The organism is Nonomuraea sp. B12E4 (genome assembly GCF_039871825.1).
GTDB lineage: Bacteria > Actinomycetota > Actinomycetes > Streptosporangiales > Streptosporangiaceae > Nonomuraea.
Map to the genome: position 1 here is coordinate 285318 of NZ_JBDPME010000006.1, position 19842 is coordinate 305159.

Annotated in this window: 16 protein-coding genes and 1 pseudogene; 12 read left to right on the forward strand and 5 right to left on the reverse strand. The window is 70.6% G+C overall.

The window, feature by feature from the left end:
• Positions 1–120 precede the first annotated feature (120 nt).
• Positions 121–1293: a signal recognition particle-docking protein FtsY gene (gene ftsY / locus ABGB18_RS17215; protein WP_347696503.1), complete on the forward strand. Its 1173-nt coding sequence runs from the start codon at positions 121–123 to the stop codon at positions 1291–1293.
• Positions 1294–1583: 290 nt separating this feature from the next.
• On the forward strand, positions 1584–3260 hold the full coding sequence (locus ABGB18_RS17220; RefSeq protein WP_347696504.1) for a tetratricopeptide repeat protein: 1677 nt from the start codon (positions 1584–1586) through the stop codon (positions 3258–3260).
• Here the strand turns inward: ABGB18_RS17220 and ABGB18_RS17225 are convergent.
• Genes ABGB18_RS17225 through ABGB18_RS17235 form a run of 3 tightly spaced genes read right to left on the reverse strand, consistent with a single transcriptional unit; the run spans position 3227 to position 6119 of the window.
• The gene (locus ABGB18_RS17225) at positions 3227–4045 is read right to left on the reverse strand and encodes an ABC transporter ATP-binding protein (protein ID WP_347696505.1); all 819 of its coding nucleotides are present in this window, start codon (positions 4043–4045) and stop codon (positions 3227–3229) included. The genes ABGB18_RS17220 and ABGB18_RS17225 overlap by 34 nt on opposite strands.
• On the reverse strand, positions 4042–5088 hold the full coding sequence (locus ABGB18_RS17230) for an iron chelate uptake ABC transporter family permease subunit (protein WP_347696506.1): 1047 nt from the start codon (positions 5086–5088) through the stop codon (positions 4042–4044). Before ABGB18_RS17230 ends, ABGB18_RS17225 begins: the two co-directional genes overlap by 4 nt.
• Entirely contained in the window at positions 5085–6119 is a 1035-nt protein-coding gene (locus ABGB18_RS17235; RefSeq protein WP_347696507.1) for an iron ABC transporter permease, read from the reverse strand. The genes ABGB18_RS17230 and ABGB18_RS17235 overlap by 4 nt, the downstream gene beginning before the upstream one ends.
• Before the next feature lie 92 nt (positions 6120–6211).
• Here ABGB18_RS17235 and ABGB18_RS17240 point away from each other — a divergent pair, with 92 nt between their 5' ends.
• The 6 genes and pseudogenes from ABGB18_RS17240 (at position 6212) to ABGB18_RS17265 (ending at position 10446) form a co-directional block, all read left to right on the forward strand.
• The gene (locus ABGB18_RS17240; RefSeq protein ID WP_347696508.1) at positions 6212–7177 is read left to right on the forward strand and encodes an iron-siderophore ABC transporter substrate-binding protein; all 966 of its coding nucleotides are present in this window, start codon (positions 6212–6214) and stop codon (positions 7175–7177) included.
• Between the two features lie 450 nt (positions 7178–7627).
• Positions 7628–8212, forward strand: coding sequence for a sigma-70 family RNA polymerase sigma factor (locus tag ABGB18_RS17245; protein ID WP_347696509.1), 585 nt, complete (start codon positions 7628–7630; stop codon positions 8210–8212).
• A 68-nt stretch (positions 8213–8280) separates the two neighbouring features.
• Positions 8281–8505, forward strand: a pseudogene (locus ABGB18_RS17250) (cupin domain-containing protein); the annotation flags it as partial.
• 120 nt (positions 8506–8625) lie between these two features.
• Positions 8626–8931: a hypothetical protein gene (locus tag ABGB18_RS17255; protein ID WP_347696510.1), complete on the forward strand. Its 306-nt coding sequence runs from the start codon at positions 8626–8628 to the stop codon at positions 8929–8931.
• A gap of 29 nt (positions 8932–8960) precedes the next feature.
• Positions 8961–9740 (forward strand): polysaccharide deacetylase family protein, encoded by a 780-nt coding sequence (locus tag ABGB18_RS17260; RefSeq protein WP_347696511.1) that lies wholly within the window; start codon positions 8961–8963, stop codon positions 9738–9740.
• A 55-nt stretch (positions 9741–9795) separates the two neighbouring features.
• Positions 9796–10446, forward strand: coding sequence for a DUF2461 domain-containing protein (locus ABGB18_RS17265; protein ID WP_347696512.1), 651 nt, complete (start codon positions 9796–9798; stop codon positions 10444–10446).
• Positions 10447–10924: 478 nt separating this feature from the next.
• Here ABGB18_RS17265 and typA read toward each other — a convergent pair whose 3' ends face one another.
• Together typA and ABGB18_RS17275 are read right to left on the reverse strand one after the other, a co-directional pair.
• Positions 10925–12775 carry a translational GTPase TypA gene (gene typA, locus ABGB18_RS17270; protein WP_347696513.1) on the reverse strand — a complete coding sequence of 617 codons (1851 nt, stop codon included), beginning with the start codon at positions 12773–12775 and terminating at the stop codon, positions 10925–10927.
• 58 nt (positions 12776–12833) lie between these two features.
• Complete coding sequence (locus ABGB18_RS17275) at positions 12834–13382, reverse strand: TetR family transcriptional regulator (RefSeq protein ID WP_347696514.1); 549 nt, start codon at positions 13380–13382, stop codon at positions 12834–12836.
• A 239-nt stretch (positions 13383–13621) separates the two neighbouring features.
• On the opposite strand from ABGB18_RS17275, the gene ABGB18_RS17280 reads away from it, so the two are divergent.
• The 4 genes from ABGB18_RS17280 (at position 13622) to ABGB18_RS17295 (ending at position 19838) form a co-directional block, all read left to right on the forward strand.
• The gene (locus ABGB18_RS17280; RefSeq protein WP_347696610.1) at positions 13622–14344 is read left to right on the forward strand and encodes an AMP-binding protein; all 723 of its coding nucleotides are present in this window, start codon (positions 13622–13624) and stop codon (positions 14342–14344) included.
• Positions 14345–14396: 52 nt separating this feature from the next.
• A complete protein-coding gene (locus ABGB18_RS17285; RefSeq protein ID WP_347696515.1) occupies positions 14397–16835 on the forward strand; it encodes a LuxR C-terminal-related transcriptional regulator in 2439 nt (812 codons plus the stop codon).
• A gap of 88 nt (positions 16836–16923) precedes the next feature.
• Positions 16924–17304 carry an AMP-binding protein gene (locus ABGB18_RS17290; protein ID WP_347696516.1) on the forward strand — a complete coding sequence of 127 codons (381 nt, stop codon included), beginning with the start codon at positions 16924–16926 and terminating at the stop codon, positions 17302–17304.
• Positions 17305–17450: 146 nt separating this feature from the next.
• Positions 17451–19838 (forward strand): LuxR C-terminal-related transcriptional regulator, encoded by a 2388-nt coding sequence (locus ABGB18_RS17295; RefSeq protein ID WP_347696517.1) that lies wholly within the window; start codon positions 17451–17453, stop codon positions 19836–19838.
• The last annotated feature ends 4 nt before the right edge of the window (positions 19839–19842 follow it).

Below are 19842 nucleotides of genomic sequence, written 5' to 3' on the forward strand. Positions count from 1 at the left end.
ACCGTCTGATCGGCTCGTGCGTGCGGGGCCCGAGCCAATCTGTATCGCGGGACGCGACTCGGGCTGATCGGTGTGGCCTTGGGCATGACCATGCCGGTCGATCTGGAAAACTGACATCTTGTGGATGGTTACCTCGGCGTCATCGTGATCGTGGCCGTCGTCGCCCTGCTGGCGGCCGGCGGTCTCCTCCTGCTATTCCGGCCGGGTCGCAAGGCGCCCCCACCGGTCAAGCCGCCCGAGACGCCCACGCTTCCCGAGGAGAAGCGGCCCGCGGGGGCGGGTGAGGAGGGCGAGGGCGCGACCACAACGCTGCCGCCGCCCGCGGCGCCCGTCACGCCGGTCGAGGTGGCGCCCGAGATCGAGGTTCCGCCGCCGTCCGCGGGCCGGATGGTGCGGCTGCGCTCGCGGCTGGCGCGCTCCCAGAGCGCGTTCGGGCGCGGGCTGCTGGAGCTGCTGTCCCGCGACCGGCTCGACGACGAGGTGTGGGACGAGATCGAGGAAAGCCTGATCACCGCCGACGTGGGCGTCTCGCCGACCCGCGCCATGGTCGAGGAGCTGCGCACCAAGGTCAAGGTGCTCGGCACCCGCACCCCCGACGAGGTGCGCAAGCTGCTGCGCGAGCAGTTGCTCGCCCAGGTCAACCCCGACCTCGACCGTACGCTGCGGGTGCAGAAGCACGGCGACCGGCCCGCGGTGGTGCTCGTCGTGGGCGTCAACGGCACCGGCAAGACCACCACCACCGGCAAGCTCGCCCGCTCGCTCGTGGGCGACGGCAAGAAGGTCGTGCTCGGGGCGGCCGACACCTTCCGCGCGGCCGCCGCGGACCAGCTCCAGACCTGGGGCGAGCGGGTGGGCGCCGACGTGGTGCGCGGCCCCGAGGGCAGCGACCCGGCCTCCGTGGCGTTCGACGCGACCGCCCGGGGCATCGAGGAGAAGGTCGACGCGGTCATCGTCGACACGGCGGGCCGGCTGCACACCAAGACCGGGCTGATGGACGAGCTGGGCAAGGTCAAGCGGGTCATCGAGAAGAAGGCCACGGTCGACGAGGTGCTGCTCGTCCTCGACGCCACCACCGGCCAGAACGGCATGCGCCAGGCCCAGGTGTTCGGTGAGGTGGTCAACATCACCGGCATCGCGCTGACCAAGCTCGACGGCACCGCGAAGGGCGGCATCGTGATCTCGGTGCAGCGGGAGCTGGGTGTGCCGGTCAAGCTCGTGGGGCTGGGCGAGGGACCCGACGATCTGGCGCCGTTCGACCCCGAGGTTTTCGTGGACGCGATTCTGGGTGACTGACGTTTTGAGGGGTTGTCGGCTTATTACGGACTAGGCCGAATTCTTATGTAATAGATCCCTTACCGGGTTGGAACTTGATCGACGACTTCGCCATGTGCTGCCATGTATCGGTCATTCGAGATCGCCTAGTCACCGAAGTATACGAAGGGATGCCGATGAAGAAGATCGTCGTACACCGGCCGGGAACTGTGCGCCCGGCGGCGGCGGCCGCTCCGCGACACACTCCCTGACCCTTGAGGCGGCCGGCGTCTCACGCCGAGACGTCGGCCACGGAAGGAGGGTTTCCCGGAGTGAAGTCGATCGTCCTTGACGCCGACCGCCGGATCGGCGGACCCTACACGCTCGCCGCCGGCCTGCTCCACCACCTCGTCCCCGAGGCGCTGGAGCACCGGCCCGAGCTCGTCGCCGCCCACGACATCGAGCTCCGCGTCGCCGCGCCCGGGCTGCGCGAGGTCGTGCCCGTGCGCAGGAGGTCGCTGGCCGACGAGCTGCCCAGGGCGCAGCGCATCCTGATCCCCGGGGTGCGGCGCAGCCTGCGGATCGCCAACGGGCTGGCCGAGTTCGTCCACGAGCACCTGAGCCGCACCGCGCCGCTGGCCGTGACCGTGACGAACCTGGCCGAGGCCGACCACACCGACGCCGAGCTGGTCGAGGTGCTGCGCAGGCGGGTCGGCCCCGGCCTGCTGGAGATCGTCGAAGGGCCGTCGGCGCCCCGTTGCGGGCCGCCGGTAGCGGACTTCGACCGGTTCCGCGACGAGGGGTTCCACCACGCCATGGCGGAGTCGGGGCTGGAGGCGCTGCGCGGGCTGGCGTACGAGGCTGATCCTGAGAGGTGGCGGCTGCTCGTGCAGCGGGTCGCGGCCGCGCTGGAGGCCGTCGAGCGCGAGGACGAGGCCCGCGAGCTCTACGACAGGGCGCGGCGGGAGAGCACCGACCCCAAGCACCGAGCGACCATCGCCTACGGCACGGCCATGCTCCTCGTACGCCACCACGACCCGGCCCGGCGCGACCCCGACCAGGCCCTGGCCTGGATCAACGAGGCGGTCACCATCGCCGGCCTGCTGCCCGACCCCCGCGAGCGCGCCTTCCACCTGGGCTTCGACCTCAACGGCAAGGCCCTGGTCGAGCTGCGCAGAGGCCGCCCCGAGGCCGCCCTGGAGCTCGTCCAGCAGGCCATCGACCTGGCCGAGCGCCACCTGGGCGACGAGCACCCCGTGCACCGGCTGGTCCTGTACGCCAACCGGGCCCAGCTCCTGGCCGGCGCCGGGGACCCGCGGCAGGCGCTGGCCGACTACACCACCGCGATCGGGCTGGATCCCGGCTATCCCGACTACTACCTCGAACGCGGCAACCTGCTCAACCAGCTCGGCCGCAGGGAGGAGGCGCGGGCCGACTACGAGAGCGTGATGCGGCTCAGCCCGCCGTTCCCCGAGGCGTACTACAACCGGGCCGAGCTGCGCTTCGCCGAGGGGGACGTCGCGGGCGCGCGCGTCGACCTGGACCACACGCTGGAGCTGGACCCGGAGTTCGTGCCCGCCTACGTCAATCGCTCCGGCATCCTGGTGGCCCTCGGCGAGCACGCCGCGGCCAGGCTGGACGTGGAGCGAGGCATGCGGGTCGAGTCGCGCAACCCCTATTTGCTGTGCGTACTGGGGCAGGTGGAGCTGGCCGAGGGGCACCATCCGGAGGCGCGGAATGCCTTCGACGCGGCCCTGGAGCTGGCCCCCGAGCTGGCCCCGGCCTGGGCCGGCCGGGGCGAGCTGGCGTTCGAGCTCGGCGACCACGGGAGTGCCGCGGCCGACCTGACCCGGGCGATCAAGCTGGGGGAGACGGCCGAGCTGCTGTTCAACCGGTCGGTGGTGCACCGGGCGGCCGGGCGGCCGGAGAAGGCCAGGGAGGACCTGGTCAGGGCCGCGGAGCTGGCGCCCGGCGACTACGAGATCTCGGAGGCGCTGGCCGGGCTGTGAGTGTGGTGCGGGCGGCCGATCGGCACGACCAGCGGCGTGCCCGCCACCGGGTCCGCGATGACCTTGGCGTCCAGCTCGAACACCTCGCGCAGCAGCTCCTCCGTCAGCACCTCGTGCGGGGTGCCCGCGGCGATCACCCGCCCGCCGCGCATGGCCACCAGCCGGTCGGCGTAGCGGGCGGCGAGGTTGAGGTCGTGCAGCACCATGACGACCGTGCGGCCCGCCTCCTGGTGCAGGTGCCGTACGAGCTCCAGCACCTCCACCTGGTGCGCCAGGTCGAGGAACGTCGTCGGCTCGTCGAGCAGCAGCAGGTCCGTGCCCTGGGCGAGAGCCATGGAGATCCACGCCCGCTGCCGCTGCCCGCCCGACAGCTCGTCCAGCGGCCGCTCCGCCAGGTCGGCCAGGCCCGTCATGGCCAGGGCCTCGGCGACCGCGCCCTCGTCGTCCGAGGACCACTGCCGGTACCACGTCTGGTGCGGATGCCTGCCCCGGCACACCAGGTCGGCCACGGTGAGGCCCTCGGGGGCGACGGGCGCCTGGGGGAGCACGCCGAGGATCTTGGCCACCTCGCGGGTGGGGATCCGGTCGATGCGCTTGCCGTCCAGCAGCACCTCACCGCCCTGGGGCTTGAGCAGGCGGCCCAGGGCGCGCAGGAGGGTGGACTTGCCGCAGCCGTTCGGCCCGATGATGGTGGTCACCGTGCCCGCCTCGATGGTCAGGTCGAGGCCGTCGACGATGACGTTGTCCCCGTACCCGAGCTTGACCCCGGCGGCCTGCAGCCTCATTTGCGGGACCTCCAGATCAGGTGGATCAGGTATGGCGCGCCCAGTACGGCGGTGACGATGCCGACGGGCAGTTCGATGGGGGAGAACGCGGTCCTGGCGATCAGGTCGGCGGCGGTGGTGAGCACGGCGCCGATGATCGCCGAGCACAGCAGCGGCGGGTGGGCGGAGCGGGCCAGCCGGAGCGCGATCTGGGGCGAGGCGAGCGCCACGAACGCGATCGGGCCCGCCGCCGCGGTGGCCACGGCGGCCAGCAGCACGGCGGCGAGGATCATCAGGGCGCGGGCCGGGTTCACCCGCACGCCGAGCGCGGTGACCGTGTCGTCGCCGAAGCGCAGGGCGTCGAGCGAGCGGGTGCCGAGCAGGGCCAGCGGCACCAGCACGGCCAGGGCCAGCGCCGTGGGCACCACGTGCTCCCAGCCTCGGCTGTTGAGCGAGCCGCTGATCCAGACCATGGCGCGGCCGGTGTCGTTGACGTCGCCGACGGTCAGCAGCCAGAACTTGATGTTGGTGAACACGGCGGACACGCCGATGCCGACCAGCACCAGGCGGTAGCCGTCCAGGCCGCGCCGCCAGGCCAGGCCGTAGACGATGGCCGCGCCGGCCAGGCCGCCGAGCAGGGCCAGCGCGGGGATGCCGAGGCTGGTGAGCAGGCCGCTCGTGCCGCCGTTCGCGGTGCCGGTGAGCACCACGCCGGCCACGACCGTGACGGAGGCGCCGGTGGTGACGCCGAGGATCTCGGGGCTGGCCAAGGGGTTGCGGGCGATGGACTGGATGATCGCGCCGGACAGTGCGAGCGCGGCCCCGACCAGCGCGCCGGTGAGGGCGCGGGGCAGGCGCAGCTCCATGACGACGAAGTGGGCGGGGCTGTTGACGTCGATGGCGCCCGAGATCACGTCCGCCAGGCTCATCTGGATGTCGCCGATGCGCATGTTCAGGGCCATGAGCAGGCCGAGCAGGACGACGCCGATCAGGGCGACGACGACGGCGCGTACGCGTACCCGCCAGGACAGGACACGGGTGCGGAGGGGGAGGGTTGTGGTCACAGGCGTACCGGCTTCCTGCGCCGTACCAGGGCGACGAAGAACGGGGCGCCCATGAGCGCGAGCACCACGCCGACCTCCAGCTCTCCCGGCGGGGCCACCACGCGGCCGATCACGTCGGCGATCAGCAGCAGCCCGGCGCCGATCAGCCCCGAGTACGGCAGCAGCCACCGGTGGTCGGCCCCCGACAGCGGGCGGGCCAGGTGCGGCACGATGAGCCCGATGAAGGCCAGCGAGCCGCAGGCGGCCACGGCGGCGCCCGAGAGCAGGGTGACCGCGGCGACGCCGATGGTGCGGGTCAACATGATGTTCTGGCCGAGGCTGCGGGCGACGTCCTCGCCGAGGGACAGGGCGTTGAGCCCGGGCGCGTTCATCATGGCCAGGACCAGCCCGACCAGGATGAACGGCGTCACCTGCCACACCACGTCGCCGTTCCTGCCGGAGATCGAGCCCGCCTGCCAGAAGCGGAACACGTCCATCGCCTGCTCGTCCAGCAGCACGACGGCGGAGGTGAGGGCGGCCAGCAGAGCGCTCACGGCCGTGCCGGCCAGCGCCAGCGTGACCGGGGTCGGCCCGCCGCGGCCGCCCACCATGCCGAGCGCGAACACCGCCACGCTCGCCACCAGCGCCCCCGCCAGCCCGAACCAGATGTAGGCGAGCAGGTTGGAGACGCCGAGCAGGATGATCGAGGACACCATCGCGAACGCCGCCCCCTGCGTGACGCCGAGCAGCCCGGGGTCGGCGAGCGGGTTGCGGGTGTGGCCCTGCATGAGGGCGCCGGCCACGCCGAGAGCGATCCCGGCGAGCACGCCGAGGACGGTCCTGGGCACGCGCAGGGAGCGGATGACGAGGTCGTTCTCGGTGCCCGTGGGCGCGGTGAGGGCGTGCCAGGCGTCGCCGAGCGGTACGGGCTTGGAGCCGATCGTCACGCTCAGCACGATCGCCACCAGGACGACGGCGAGCAGCGCTAACAGGGTGGTGAGCCGGCGGTGACGGATGCCGTGGAGGCGCGGCGCCACAGCGGTTGCGCTCACCCGTATCCTCCTCACGTTGCCGGACCACGCTGCAGTATGCCAGCTTAGGCAGGGCTAACCTAATTAAGGGTTGCCTTACCGAAAGGGATCCGATGAGACCGTTGCGCGTGCTGACCGGGGTTCTTCTCGTGGCGGGACTCACCGCCTGTGGCTCGCCCGCCGCCGGACCGGAATCCGGCGCCGCCCCCTTCAGGACCGTCAAGCACGCGATGGGCACGACGGTGATCCCGGCCCAGCCCAAGCGTGTCGTGGCGCTCGACCAGAGCTTCGTGGACGCGGTGCTCACGCTGGAGACGCCCGTGGTGGGATACACGACATACCGGTCGATCGAGACCAAGCTGCCCGACTACCTGGGCCCGGTGGCCGCACAGTACGGCAAGGAGGCCACCCCCGTCGGAACGCTGGAGGAGCCGAGCCTGGAGAGCGTCGCGGCGCTCAAGCCGGACCTGATCGTCTCGGCCAAGGTCCGCCACGAGGCCCTGTACGACAGGCTCTCGAAGATCGCGCCCACCGTCTTCAGCGAGACCACCGGGGCGATCTGGAAGGAGAACCTCCGGCTCATGGGGCAGGCCCTGGGCAAGGAGCGGCTCGCGGACACCAAGATCAAGGAGTTTGAGGAGCGGGCGGCCAGGATCGGCGCGGAGATCAAGGAGAAGGACGGGAAGCTGCCGACGGTCTCGGTCGTGCGCTTCGCGGGCGAGCCGACGACGCGGCTGTACGTGGAGAACTCCTACTCGGGTGTGGTGCTCAAGGACGTGGGCTTCCCGCGCCCCGCGGATCAGCCGACCGACCCCGAGGCCATCGCGGTGGACGTGAGCCAGGAACGCATCGCGTCCCTGGACGCCGACCAGATCTTCGTCGCGACATATCCGGACCCGACCACCGACGGTCCCAAGGAGAAGTTCGTGAACAACCCGCTCTGGGCCCGCCTCAAGGGGGAGAAGCGCGAAGTGAGCGATCTGACGTGGATGAGCGCGGTGGGCATCCAGGGGGCGCACGCGATGCTGGACGACCTGGCCGGCTTCTTCTCCGTGGACCCGGCCAGGTCAGCCTCCTGACGACCGGCGGGGACGCCGTGCGGGAACAAACGGGCATGGAACCGATGTTGTAGTGAACCCGCAGGGTGCGTCCGCACGTCTTCCAGGTGAGGTTTACTCCCCAGTACGAGGGCAGCGGAAAAGACGTGCAGGTGCTGGCGCGGCTGCGGATCCGACGGCGTTCCCGCGTCTGCGACGGTCCAGGGAATCTCGATCCTTTACGCCATTGTGTGTGACTCTCGCCACTATTACTACAAAATTGGGTGGTTAGTGTTATGATACTGAGACTTGTCCGGCCGTGGACGTGACCATAGGCATGCACGCCGCGAGCAGATGGACGACGCCCTCCCTTCTGGCCAAGGTGGACCACCTAACGCGTCCCTTACCTGGGACTTGCCAAGATGGAACCGCCGTGAGGCGGCTTTGTGCCGAAACGGGGGGCAAGCGCAAGGGGGAAATGAATTGATCACTATGACCGATGAGCAGCGTCAGGACTGGTTCGAGCGCGACGTCGTGCCCGTGACGTCGCAGCTTTTCGCTTCCGCCATGCGCCTCACCCGTAACGCCGCCGACGCGGAGGACCTGGTGCAGGAGACTGTGGCGAAGGCATATACGTCTTACCACCAGTTCCGTGAGGGCACCAACCTCAAGGCCTGGCTGCACCGGATCCTCACCAACAACTTCATCAACGACTACCGCAAGAAGCAGCGCTCGCCCAAACTGTCCACCGCTGAGGACATCGAGGACTGGCAGTTGCACGCCGCCGAGTCGCACAGCTCGACCGGTCTGCGGTCGGCCGAGACCGAGGCGCTCGACCGGCTGCCCGACAACATCGTCATGAACGCCCTCCGGTCTCTCCCCGAGGACTTCCGCGTGGCCGTCTACCTGGCCGACGTCGAGGGCTTCGCCTACAAGGAGATCGCCGAGCGGATGGGCACCCCCATCGGCACGGTTATGTCCCGGCTGCACCGCGGCCGCCGCCAACTGCGCGGCATGCTGGAGGAATACGCCCTTGAGGAGGGCGCCGTGCGCCTGCCCGCCCAGCGCGCGGCCTGAGCGCTCAGGATCCTGTTCGCGGCGATCTCGGACACGCTGATCACGAGTGACGTGATGAGGTTGCGGTCGGCGAGCACCACGACGGTGACGCGCACCCCGCCGGCACCCGCGAGATGGCGACCGTGCTGGCCGGGGAGCTGACGCTCACGGTCTACGGCAAGACGTACAAGGTGGGGCAGGACGATGCGGCGCTCTTCACCGCCGATCGCCCTCACCGCTACGCCAACCAGGGCGAGGGGGACCTCAGGTTCATCATGGTCGTCGCCGAGCCGCGCGAGCCGCACGAGCAATAACCCGGAACGCCCTCCTGATCACGCCGTGGGGTTTCATGCTTACCCCATGTCTTGGACGGCTCTTGCCCGTTGGTGGGTACATCCCTTGTGTACGTCCGAACGTCGGCAGGGGGGTGGCGCGTGACGGAAGCCAGAGCGGCGACAGAGAAGCTCCAGGCGGAGCTTCATGGTCTGGGCGTCACCACCGCCTACGAAGTCGGCGACGATGCCACCATCTCGGTGTGGATAGGACTGGTAGTCCGTTACAGGGATGGTTTTTACCGTTGGCAGGAAGGACCGGTGAAACGTCGGCATCTGGGTACGGATCCGGTCGGATGTGCCATGCGCGTGGCGCGCCGCTACAAGGAACTTCAGGCGGATATCCCACTCTGGTGGGATGACCTGGCCAGGGAGTTGCGGGGGAAACCGGCCCAGGAGTATCCGTAGGCCCCGCATGCGGCGCTTCAGGGGGAAGCATGCGCATCTGGGCCTTGCCGCTGGTCCTGCTTGCCCTGGGGGGCTGCGTCACCCAGCCGGAGCAGGACGACGGGCCGGTCGTGCCGTTCAAACCGTTCGTGCTCGACCCGCCGGCACTGGCCAGGCGGCTGGCGTCGATACAGCCGGGCTGGCCGCGCAGCCGCAGGTTCGACTGCGCGCGGATCAAGTGCGTGGCCCTGACCTTCGACGACGGCCCCGGCCGGTATACCGGCAAGCTGCTCGACCTGCTGAGGAAGCGTGACGTCCGGGCCACGTTCTTCGTCGTCGGGCAGATGGTGGCCGAGGACCGGGGCGGGCGCATCACGCGCCGGATCGCGGAGGAAGGTCACGAGCTCGGCAACCACTCCTGGAGCCATCCGTCGCTGCCCGGGCTCCCGCAGGAACAGGTCAGACGCCAGCTCCAGCGCACCCAGGACATCGTGCAGCGGCTGACCGGGGTCCGGATGCGGATGATGCGGCCGCCGTACGGGGCCACGGACGACAAGGTCGCGGCGGAGTCGCGGCACGCGGGGCTGGCCCAGATCCTCTGGAACGTCGACACCCTCGACTGGCTCGACCGGGTGGCCTCGACCGTGACCAAGCGGGCCATCAAGGCCACCCCTGGATCGATCATCCTGTTGCACGACATCCATGGCAGCACCGTGGACGCCGTGCCGGAGACGCTCGACGTGCTCAGCAAGAAGGGGTTCACGTTCGTCACGGTCTCGGAGCTGTACGGGCGGCGGCCCGAGCCGGGCCGGATGTACACCGAGCGGTGACCGGGCGGGTCGCTCGTTTCGTCGCCTGCCGGTGCGGCATGGCACCCTTGTCGGCATGAGTTTCACCGGTTTCCCCGACGAGGCTTTCCTCTTCTACGAGGGGCTGGAGGCGGACAACTCGAAGGCCTACTTCACCCGGCACAAGCAGCTCTACGAGGAGGCCGTGCGCGCGCCCATGCTCGCGCTCACCGAGGAGCTGGCCGCCGAGTTCGGGGCCGCCCACCTCTTCCGGCCCTATCGGGACGTGCGCTTCGCCAAGGACAAGTCGCCGTACAAGACCCACCAGGGTGCTTTCGTGGAGGTGCTTCGCGGGATCGGGCTCTACGTGGAGGTCAGCGCGGAAGGGCTGTTCGCGGCCGGCGGCTGCTACTCGCAGGCCCCCGACCAGGTGGCGCGCTTCCGGGCGGCGGTGGACGAGGACCTCACGGGCAAGCCGCTGGCCTCGATCGTCCAGGAGCTGATGGCGGCGGGATACACGCTGGCGGGGGAGCGGCTCAAGACCAGGCCGCGCGGGTTCACCGAGGAGCATCCGCGCATCGCCCTGCTGCGGCACAAGTCGCTCTACGCCGGGACGAGCTTCGAGCCGGCGCCGTGGGTGCACACGGCGGAGGTCCGCGAGCGCGTGGCCGCCGCCTGGCGCGCCTTCGCCCCCCTGGTCGAATGGCAACGCACCCACGTGCGAGGCAGCGAACGGCCAGGTGCATGATGCGCCACTCCCAGAACAACCCCGGCCCGACGCACACCATGGTCACCTGACCCACCACGATCCCCGCCACCCGGGCCTTGTCGATCGCTCCAATGTCCGGCTCGACCAGCGTCGAGAGATAGCCCGACAGCTCGGTCAGCAGCGCGGCAGCGGTGGGGTGCGGGGCCTTGGCCATCGGCTGGGCGACGCGGATGCGCGGGTAGAAGTAGCCGAACATGAACCCCGAAGGAGGGCAGCGTGATCAGATAGCGGGCGTCGCGGAGCTTTCCCACAAATTGGATGATTCACGCGGTCGCGCGAATGTTCTGTGTCGTGAGGTCACCGTGTGATTACAGCTGTTCCCATGACCGTGTTTCTATACGGCGTGACCTGGGAGAGTTCATTCATCGCACATGGCCGGATGCGATTACTTACTCCGCTTACTTACCGGGGCCGCGCTTTGTCCGCAAAATGCGAAGCAAAGCGCGGCCGGTCCAGATCAGGCGCGCTTGGCGCGGGCCGCGGCCCGGCCGCGGGTGGCGGCGTCGAGCACGACCTTGCGGATGCGGACCGCCTCCGGGGTGATCTCCACGCACTCGTCCTCGCGGATGAACTCCAGCGCCTGCTCCAGCGACAGCACCCGCGGCGGGATCACCTTCTCCGTCTCCTCGCTGGTGGAGGAGCGCATGTTGGTGAGCTTCTTCTCCTTGGTGATGTTGACGTCCATGTCGTCGGACCTGGAGTTCTCGCCGATGATCATGCCTTCGTAGACCTCGGTCGTCGGCGAGACGAACAGCGTGCCGCGCTCCTGAAGGTTGAGCATCGCGAACGCGGTCACCGGGCCGGACCGGTCGGCCACCAGGGAGCCGTTGTTGCGGGTGCGCAGCTCGCCGAACCACGGCTCGTAGGAGTCGAACACGTGGTGCACCAGGCCGGTGCCGCGCGTCTCGGTCAGGAACTCCGTACGGAACCCGATCAGCCCCCGGGCGGGCACCACGAACTCCATCCTGATCCAGCCGGTGCCGTGGTTGGTCATGTGCTCCATGCGGCCCTTGCGCACGGCCAGGAGCTGGGTGACCGCACCCAGGTATTCCTCCGGGCAGTCGACCGTCAGGCGCTCGACGGGCTCGTGCACCTTGCCGTCGATGGTCTTGGTGACCACCTGCGGCTTGCCCACGGTCAGCTCGTAGCCCTCGCGGCGCATCTGCTCGACCAGGATGGCCAGCGCCAGCTCGCCGCGGCCCTGCACCTCCCAGGCGTCGGGCCGGTCGGTGGGCAGCACGCGCAGCGACACGTTGCCGACCAGTTCGCGCTCCAGCCGGTCCTTGACCATGCGGGCGGTGACCTTGGCCCCCTTGACCTTGCCGACCAGGGGCGAGGTGTTGGTGCCGATGGTCATGGAGATGGCCGGCTCGTCGACGGTGATCAGCGGCAGCGGGCGCGGGTCGTCGGGGTCGGCCAGCGTCTCGCCGATCATGATGTCGGGGATGCCGGCGATGGCGATGATGTCGCCGGGGCCCGCCTCCTCGGCCGGCTTGCGCTCCAGGGCCTCGGTCATGAGCAGCTCGGTCACCTTGACCCGCTGGATCGTGCCATCCGTGCGGCACCAGGCCACCTGCTGGCCCTTGCGCATGACGCCCTGGTGGATCCGGCACAGCGCGATCCTGCCCAGGTAGGAGGAGGCGTCGAGGTTGGTGACGTGTGCCTGGAGCGGCGCGTTCGGGTCGTAGGTCGGCGCGGGGATGGTCGACTTGATGATGTCGAACAGCGGCTCGAGGTCCTCCGAGTCGGGCATTCCGCCGTCCTGCGGGCGCTCCATGGAGGCCCGGCCGGCCTTGGCGGAGGCGTAGACGATCGGGAAGTCGATCTGCTCCTCGGTGGCGTCGAGGTCCATGAAGAGCTCGTAGACCTCGTCCACGACCTCCCTGATGCGGGCGTCGGGGCGGTCGACCTTGTTGATGCACAGGATGACCGGCATCTTCGCGGACAGCGCCTTGCGCAGCACGAAACGGGTCTGCGGCAGCGGCCCCTCCGAGGCGTCGACCAGCAGCACCACTCCGTCCACCATGGACAGCCCGCGCTCGACCTCGCCGCCGAAGTCGGCGTGGCCTGGCGTGTCGATGATGTTGATGGTCATGCCGCCGTGCTTGACGGCGGTGTTCTTCGCGAGAATGGTGATGCCCTTCTCGCGTTCCAGGTCGTTGGAGTCCATGACCCGGTCGTCGACATCCTGGTTTGCGCGGAACGCCCCGGACTGCCAGAGCATGGCGTCGACGAGCGTGGTCTTGCCGTGGTCGACGTGCGCGATGATCGCGATGTTCCGCAGGTCGTCGCGGCTGTTCAAGGGCATGATGACGTCTCGCTCTGTGGTCGGTGGGGGCGGCCGCGGAAGTCGCGGCCTTATAAGTCTAGTTGATCCCTTCTGGTGGCAGGAGCGGGACAAGATGGCGGCGAGCGTACGCGCGGGCGTCCTCGTAGTTACGAAGGGGGGTCGAGCTTTCGGGGATGAGCACGAACGACAGCGCGACGCGTACGAACAGCTCGGCCACCTCGGCGTCCCCGACGTGGGCCGTCAGATAGTCCCGGGCCGCCGCGAGGTACGGGCCCGCCTCCAGGGTGAGCTGCGGCAGGATCGTCTCGGGTTCGGTCGCGAGCAGCCTGCGGAGCAGCGGATGCGCGCGCACCAGCCGCACCGTGATCGCGAACCCCTCCGCCACCTGGTCCGCGGGCGTCGGCAGCGCCGTCATCGCCTGCTCGAACGCCTTCAGGAACCGCCTCAGCTCGCGCAGGATCACGGCCTGGATCAGATCCGACTTGCGGGAGAAGCGCCGGTAGACGGTGACGCGGGCCAGCCCCGCGTGCCTGGCGACGTCGTCCATGGTGAGCCGGCGCAGGCCCCGCTCCAGCATCCGTGCGTAGGCGGCGTCGAGGATGCGATCGAGGGAGTGGTCCCGCATGGATCAAGCGTAGGCGTGCCCGCCCCGGCGCGGGCCGCGTTCGCCCGGCTGTGGCATGCGATGAAATGTGTACTCATGGCGGGCGCCACATGTAGCGGTGGTGCGGTGGCCATGTGGTTACTCTCCGTGTCTATCGCAGGTCGCGGAGTATGCACCTACATAGGTGGTTGCACAATTGTGCGCATGGCAATCATGGTCGCGATCCTTAGATTGGCGGCATGACGTGGACTGAGCTGGTGATGGCCGCGGCACCGATTCAGGGAGACCAGACGGCTGTGAGCGATGTCAGAACCGGCGAGGTGCTGTCTTACTCGCAGTTCATGAGACGAGTCACCCGTGCCGCGGCGGGGCTGCGCCGCCAGGGTCTGCGCTACGGCGAGCACGTGCTCGTCGACGTCCCGCTCGGTGCGACGCTGCCGGTCGCGGTCCACTCGGTCGCCTGGGCGGGCGGGGTGGCGGTGCTCGGCCACACCGGTCCGGCCCGGATGATGATCACGCAGCGGCACGATCGCGCCGCCGGGGCGGACGTGGAGCAGGTCTTCTCCTTCCAGCCCGCGCCGGGCGCCAAGCCGTTCGGCGAGTTGCTCAATGACCGCACCGTCGAGTTCGGCCCGCTGGCGGGCCCGGCGATCACCCTCGACGGCGAGCGCGTGTACGACCACGACGAGCTGGCGACCGACCTGCGCAGGCTGGCCGCGCGGCTGGTGATCAGCAAGGACGACGTGGTGATCAGCGCGGTCAGCGAGCCGTTCAGGGGCCTGCGGGTGGTCGATCTCGCGATGATGTCCGGCGCCCACGTCGTGATCGCCCACGAGCCCAGCCTGGTGGGCTGCCGCGTGCTGGCCGCGGAGCGCCGGGCGACCATCGTGGTGGCACCGTATGAGCTGGCCAGAAGACTGCTCGGCGATCCCATCCTGCGTGTCGTCGACGAAAGAGCGGTCGTAAGCTCGCTTGGCCTGTGAAAAGTGCGACACTGTGGGAGAGTGTGATCTATCCGCGACGCAGGGTGACCACATGGCAGAGCCCCCACGGCACAACCTTCCAGCAGAGCCCAACCGGTTCGTGGGTCGCGAGCGCGACCTCGACGACCTGCACGGGTTGTTCGGCGAGACCCGCGTGGTGACCCTCTGCGGGGTCGGCGGCATCGGCAAGACCCGGTTGGCGCTGCGGGTGGCGGCGGGGCTGACGAGCGCCTATCCCGACGGCGTCTGGCTCGTGGAGCTGGCCAGGATCGGCCGTCCCGAGCTCGTCCCGCAGGAGATCGCCCGCGTGCTCGGCGTGCGTGAGGAGACCAACCGCCCGCTGCTCGACACCGTGACGGCCAGGCTGCGCGAGACGCACTGCCTGCTGCTGCTCGACAACTGTGAGCACCTGATCGACCGGTGCGCGGAGGTGGCGGCGGCGCTGATCGCGGCCTGCCCGCGGCTGAGCATCCTGGCCACCAGCAGGGAGCCGTTGCGCATCGCCAGCGAGCTGATCTGGCGGGTGCCGCCGCTCGACCTGCCCGACGCGGGGCCGCCCGTCGAGGCCGGTGACGCCGAGTCCGTGCAGTTGTTCATGGACCGGGCGGCCGCGGCGGGCACCAGGCTGGGCCCCGGCAGCCTGCCCGACGTGATCCGCCTGTGCCGGGCGCTCGACGGGTTGCCGCTGGCGCTGGAGCTGGCCGCGGCCCGCACCAGCCTGCTCAGCCCGGGGCAGATCGCCGACCGCATAGACGACCGGTTCTCGCTGCTCACCACCGGCGGCCGCACGGCCCCCGCCAGGCAGCGCACGCTGCTCGCGGCGGTCGAGTGGAGTTACGACCTGCTGGCGGCCAAGGAGCAGGTGCTGCTGCGCCGGTTGTCGGTGTTCGCCGGTGATTTCGACCTCGAACTGGCCGAGCGGGTGTGCGCCGAGCGGCCCATCTCCGAGGCGGAGATCGTCGATCTGCTCGGCGGCCTGGTCGACAAGTCCCTCGTGTCGTGCGACGAGAGCCGCCGGCGCTACTGGCTGCTGGAGACCATCAAGCGCTACGCGTTCGAGCGCCTCGAACAGGCCGGGGAGGTCGAGGTGCTGCGCGAGCGCCACCTCGACGTGCTGTGCGCGCTGCAGGAGCGCCATTTCGCGGCCGAGATGGTGGAGCCGGGCGTGCCCTGGCCGCGCCGGCTGGCGGCGGTGACCATGAGCAAGCAACTGCTCGACGACCAGCGGGTCGCGCTCGACTGGGCTGTCCAGTCCGGCAACGTGGCGCAGGGGCTGCGCCTGTGCGCGACCAGCACCTCGTTGCTGCCCATCGGCGGCAACCTGACGGAGATCGTCGGCTGGATCGAGCGGCTGCTCTCGCTGGACCTGACGCACGTGCCCGCCGAGCAGGTCGCGCACGCCAAGGCCTACCTGGCCTACGGGCTGGAGGCCCGCGACGAGCTGAGCCGGTCGCTGGACTTGGCCGAGCAGAGCCTGGCGGGACTGGCGCCGGACAACGTGTTCCCGCGCTGCGTCATGCACAGCCTCACCGTTGTGGTGCTGCTGCGCGTGGGTCGGGCCGACGACGCCGTGCCGCACGCGGAGCAGGGCCTGGCCCTGGCCACCCGCTCCGGCGACGCGTGGAACCAGGCGGCCGGGCTGCTCGGGCTGTCGGCGCTGGCCCTGACCCGGGGCCGGCTGCGCGAGGCGCAGCGGCACGGCGAGGAGGCGCTGGCGCGGGCCCGGGAGCACGGCCACCGCTGGATCATGGCCAGGACCGCCGCGCAACTCGGCGCCGTGGCCGAGGCCAGGGGCGACCTGGTGACCGCCAAATCCCAGTACGAGATGGCCGTGCCCTGGCTGCGCGAGCTGGGCAGCGACCTGGACCTGGCGCGCTGCCTGGCCAGGATCGGCCGGGTGGCGGCGATGCTGCACGAGTTCGGCACGGCCAGGGAACGCCTGGCGGCGAGCCTCGCGCTGGGCAGGGCGACCGGGCAGCGCCAAGGGGTGGCCAGATGCCTGGTGGGGCTGTCCGTGCTGGCCGAATACGAAGGCGACCTGGAGGGCGCCGTGCTGGCCGCGGCGGCGGCGGCCACCCTGCGCGAGTCGATCGGCCAGCACTCGGCCACCATCAGGATCGAGGAGCTGCTCACCCGCGCCCGCACCAAGCTCGGCGACGGCCGCACGACCTCGCTGTGGGCGCAGGGCCGCGCGATGAGTCCCGACGACGCCGCCCGCCAGGTGCTGGAGGGCAAGCGGCTGGTGCCCAGGGCCCGTACGGCGACCACGGCGACGGCCGAGACCGTCAGGCACTCGCTGCTGACGACCCGCGAGCTGGAGATCGCCAACCTGCTCACCCGCGGGCTGTCCAACCGGGGCATCGCCGAGGAGCTGGTGATCAGCCCGGCGACGGTCGCGCGGCACATCGCCAACATCATGGAGAAGCTCGGCTACACCTCGCGGGCGCAGATCGCGGTATGGGCCGCCGAGCATCCCGATGCCCCTGGATAGTAGGTACGGGCGCGCGTACTCTTCTGCATAGGGATCTGCATATTCCGCCCCATGTATGCATGAGATGCCCTTCCTTACCGTGGGCCCCATGGATGAGCGCATCGTCATGGTGGATTCGGGCACTGGTCTGAAGCTCACCGAGGAGCAGCTGGATGAGCGGTCTGCCGTCGCGACCGTCCAGCTGCGGCGCAGAGGAGTACGCGCGGGTGACACCGTGCTCATCTGCCTGCCCGTGGGTCCCGACCTGATGGTGGCGACCGACGCGGTGATCGCGGCGGGTGGCGTGGCCTGGCCGGTGCCGGCCGATCTGGATGCGGCCGCGCTCAGCGACCGGATCATGGCCAGCCGCGCCCGCGTGATGATCTCCGACCTTCCGCAGGCGGTGGAGGCGGCGGACGAATCACGCGTAAGGATCGTCATGAGCGTCGCCGACCTGGGCGCCCTGCATTCATATCCAGGCAGTCGCTAGATGTGCACGGAAAGTGATCCCATCGGCTGCGGAAGCAGTGGAGACTAGGCGAGGATGTGATCCTCCTCCCGCGACCCGTTGGGCTCCACATGACCGCGCATCTCCTGCACAACCTCCCGGCAGAGCCGAACCGTTTCGTCGGACGCGTGAGAGACGTGGCCGAGTTGAGCGCGCTGGTTCACGAGGAGCGGGTGATCACACTCAGCGGGGTGGGCGGCATCGGCAAGACCCGCCTGGCGTGGCGGGTGGCGGCCAGGGTCGCGCCCCGGTTCGCCGACGGCGTGTGGCTGGTCGACCTGGCCCGTGTCGGCGACCCCGCGCTGATCGTCAATGAGCTGGCCGAGGTGCTCGGCGTGCGCGAGGAGCTCCCCGGGCGCCTGCTGGACGGGTTGCGCGTGCGCCTGGGCGGGGCCAGGACGCTGGTGCTGCTGGACAACTGCGAGCACCTGGTCGAGCGCTGCGCCGAGCTGGTGGCGACGCTCACCGCCGACTGCCCCGAGCTGCGCTTCCTGCTCACCAGCCGGGAGCCGCTGCACATCCCCGGCGAGCTGATCTGGCGGGTGCCGCCGCTGGAGCTGCCCGACGACCACCATCCGGACGCCGAGTCCGTGCTGCTCTTCGTCGAGCGGGCGCTCGCGGCCGGGGCGCGCGGGGTCACCGACGGCATGGACGACGTCGTACGCCTGTGCCGCGCCCTCGACGGCCTGCCGCTCGCGCTGGAGCTGGCGGCGGCCCGGACGGGCCCGCTGAGCCCCGGGCGCATCGCCGATCGGTTCGGCGTGCTCACGACCGGCGACCGCACGGCCCTCCCCAGGCAGCGCACGCTGCTGGCCACCATCGAGTGGAGTCATGACCTGCTCCGGCCGAAGGAGCGGGTGCTGCTGCGCCGGCTGTCGGTGTTCGCCGGGCTGTTCGACCTCGGGCTGGCCGAGCAGGTGTGCGCCGACGGCGGCATCCTGCGCCGGGCCGACCTGCTCGACCTGCTCAGCGGCCTGGTGGACAAGTCTCTGGTGCTGTATCAGGGCGCGGTGGGCCGTTACCGCCTGCTGGAGACCATCCGTCAGTACGCGGCCGAGCGGCTGGCCGAGGCCGGCGAGGACGCGCGCCTGCGCGACCGGCACCTGCGGGTGGTCTGCGAGGAGATGGAGAGCTGTCACGAGGGTGGCTCGCTGGGGACCACGACGCCGTGGCCGGCCCGGCTCGCGCACTTCACCAGGGGTCGTGGCCTGCTGGAGGACTGCAGGATCGCGGTCGACTGGGCGGTGGAGTCGCGGGAGCCGGTGCTGGGGCTGCGGCTGGCCCGGGCGGCGCTGGCGGTCCTGGCGGTGCGGGGCGACCTGGGCGAGAGCATCGGCTGGCACGAGCGGCTGCTGGCGCTCGACCTGACCGGCGTGCCCGCCGACCTGGTCGCGGTGGCCAGGAGCGGGCTGGCCCACGGGCTGGAGCTCGGCGACGAGCCGGCCCGCGCGGAGGAGCTCATCGTGCAGGGCGTCGAGGAGCAGAAGCGGCATCCGTACACGCACTGGCTCGGCATCTCCTACGGCGTGGCGCTGACCGTGTTCCTCCGCACCGGCCAGTACGACCGGGCGCTGTGTCACCTCGAAGAGCTGGAGGCCGCGGCCGGCGCCCACGGCGACCTGTTCAACCTGGCCACCGCCCGGCTCGCCCGGCTCGACCTGGCGCTCTCCCACGGCCGGCTGCGGGTGGCGCGCCGACGCGGTGAGGAGGCGCTGGATCTGGCCAGGGAGGTCGGTCGCCACTGGATGCTGGCCAGGGCGCTGACCCACCTGGGCACGGTGGCCGAGGCGGCGGGCGACCTGGAGGGCGCCATGTCCCACCACGCCTCCGCGCTGCCGTTGCTGGAGGAGCTGGACAACCGGATCGAGCTGGCCCGCTGCCATGCCCGGATCGCCAGGGTGGCGGCCGGGCTGCACGACTACGCCACGGCCCGCGACCACGTGGCCGCCGGGCTGGAGCTGAGCAGGCGGACCGGCCAGCGCCGGGGGATCGTGCGCGCGCTCACGGCCCTGTCCCTGCTCGCCCAGGCGTGCGACGATCTTGAGGGCGCGGTGCTGGCCGCCGCGTGCGCCACGGCGCTGCGCGAGGCCATCGGCCGGTTCGGCGCCCCGGGCCGGGTCCAGGAGGTGCTCTCGCTCGCCCGGAGCAAGCTCGGTGACGGCCGGGTGGAGCTGTTGTGGGCCAGGGGCGCCGGGCAGTCGCCCGAGGAGGTGGCCGGGCGGGTGTTCGACGGCGAGCACGCCCCCGCCCCCGCCCTCGCGCCCGCCCCCGTCCTCGCGCAGCCGCCCCCCGCGGTGCCGGAGTCCCCCCGTGCGCGGCTGACCGCCCGGGAGCATGAGATCGCCGCGCTGCTGGCGCGCGGGCTGAGCAACCGGGCCATCGCGCTGGAGCTGGTCATCAACTCGGCGACCGTGGCCCGGCACGTCGCCAACATCATGGAGAAGCTGGGCTTCGACTCGCGCGCGCAGATCGCGGTATGGGTGGCCGAACACGGGACGGATTCCAGGCGGACATAAGCTC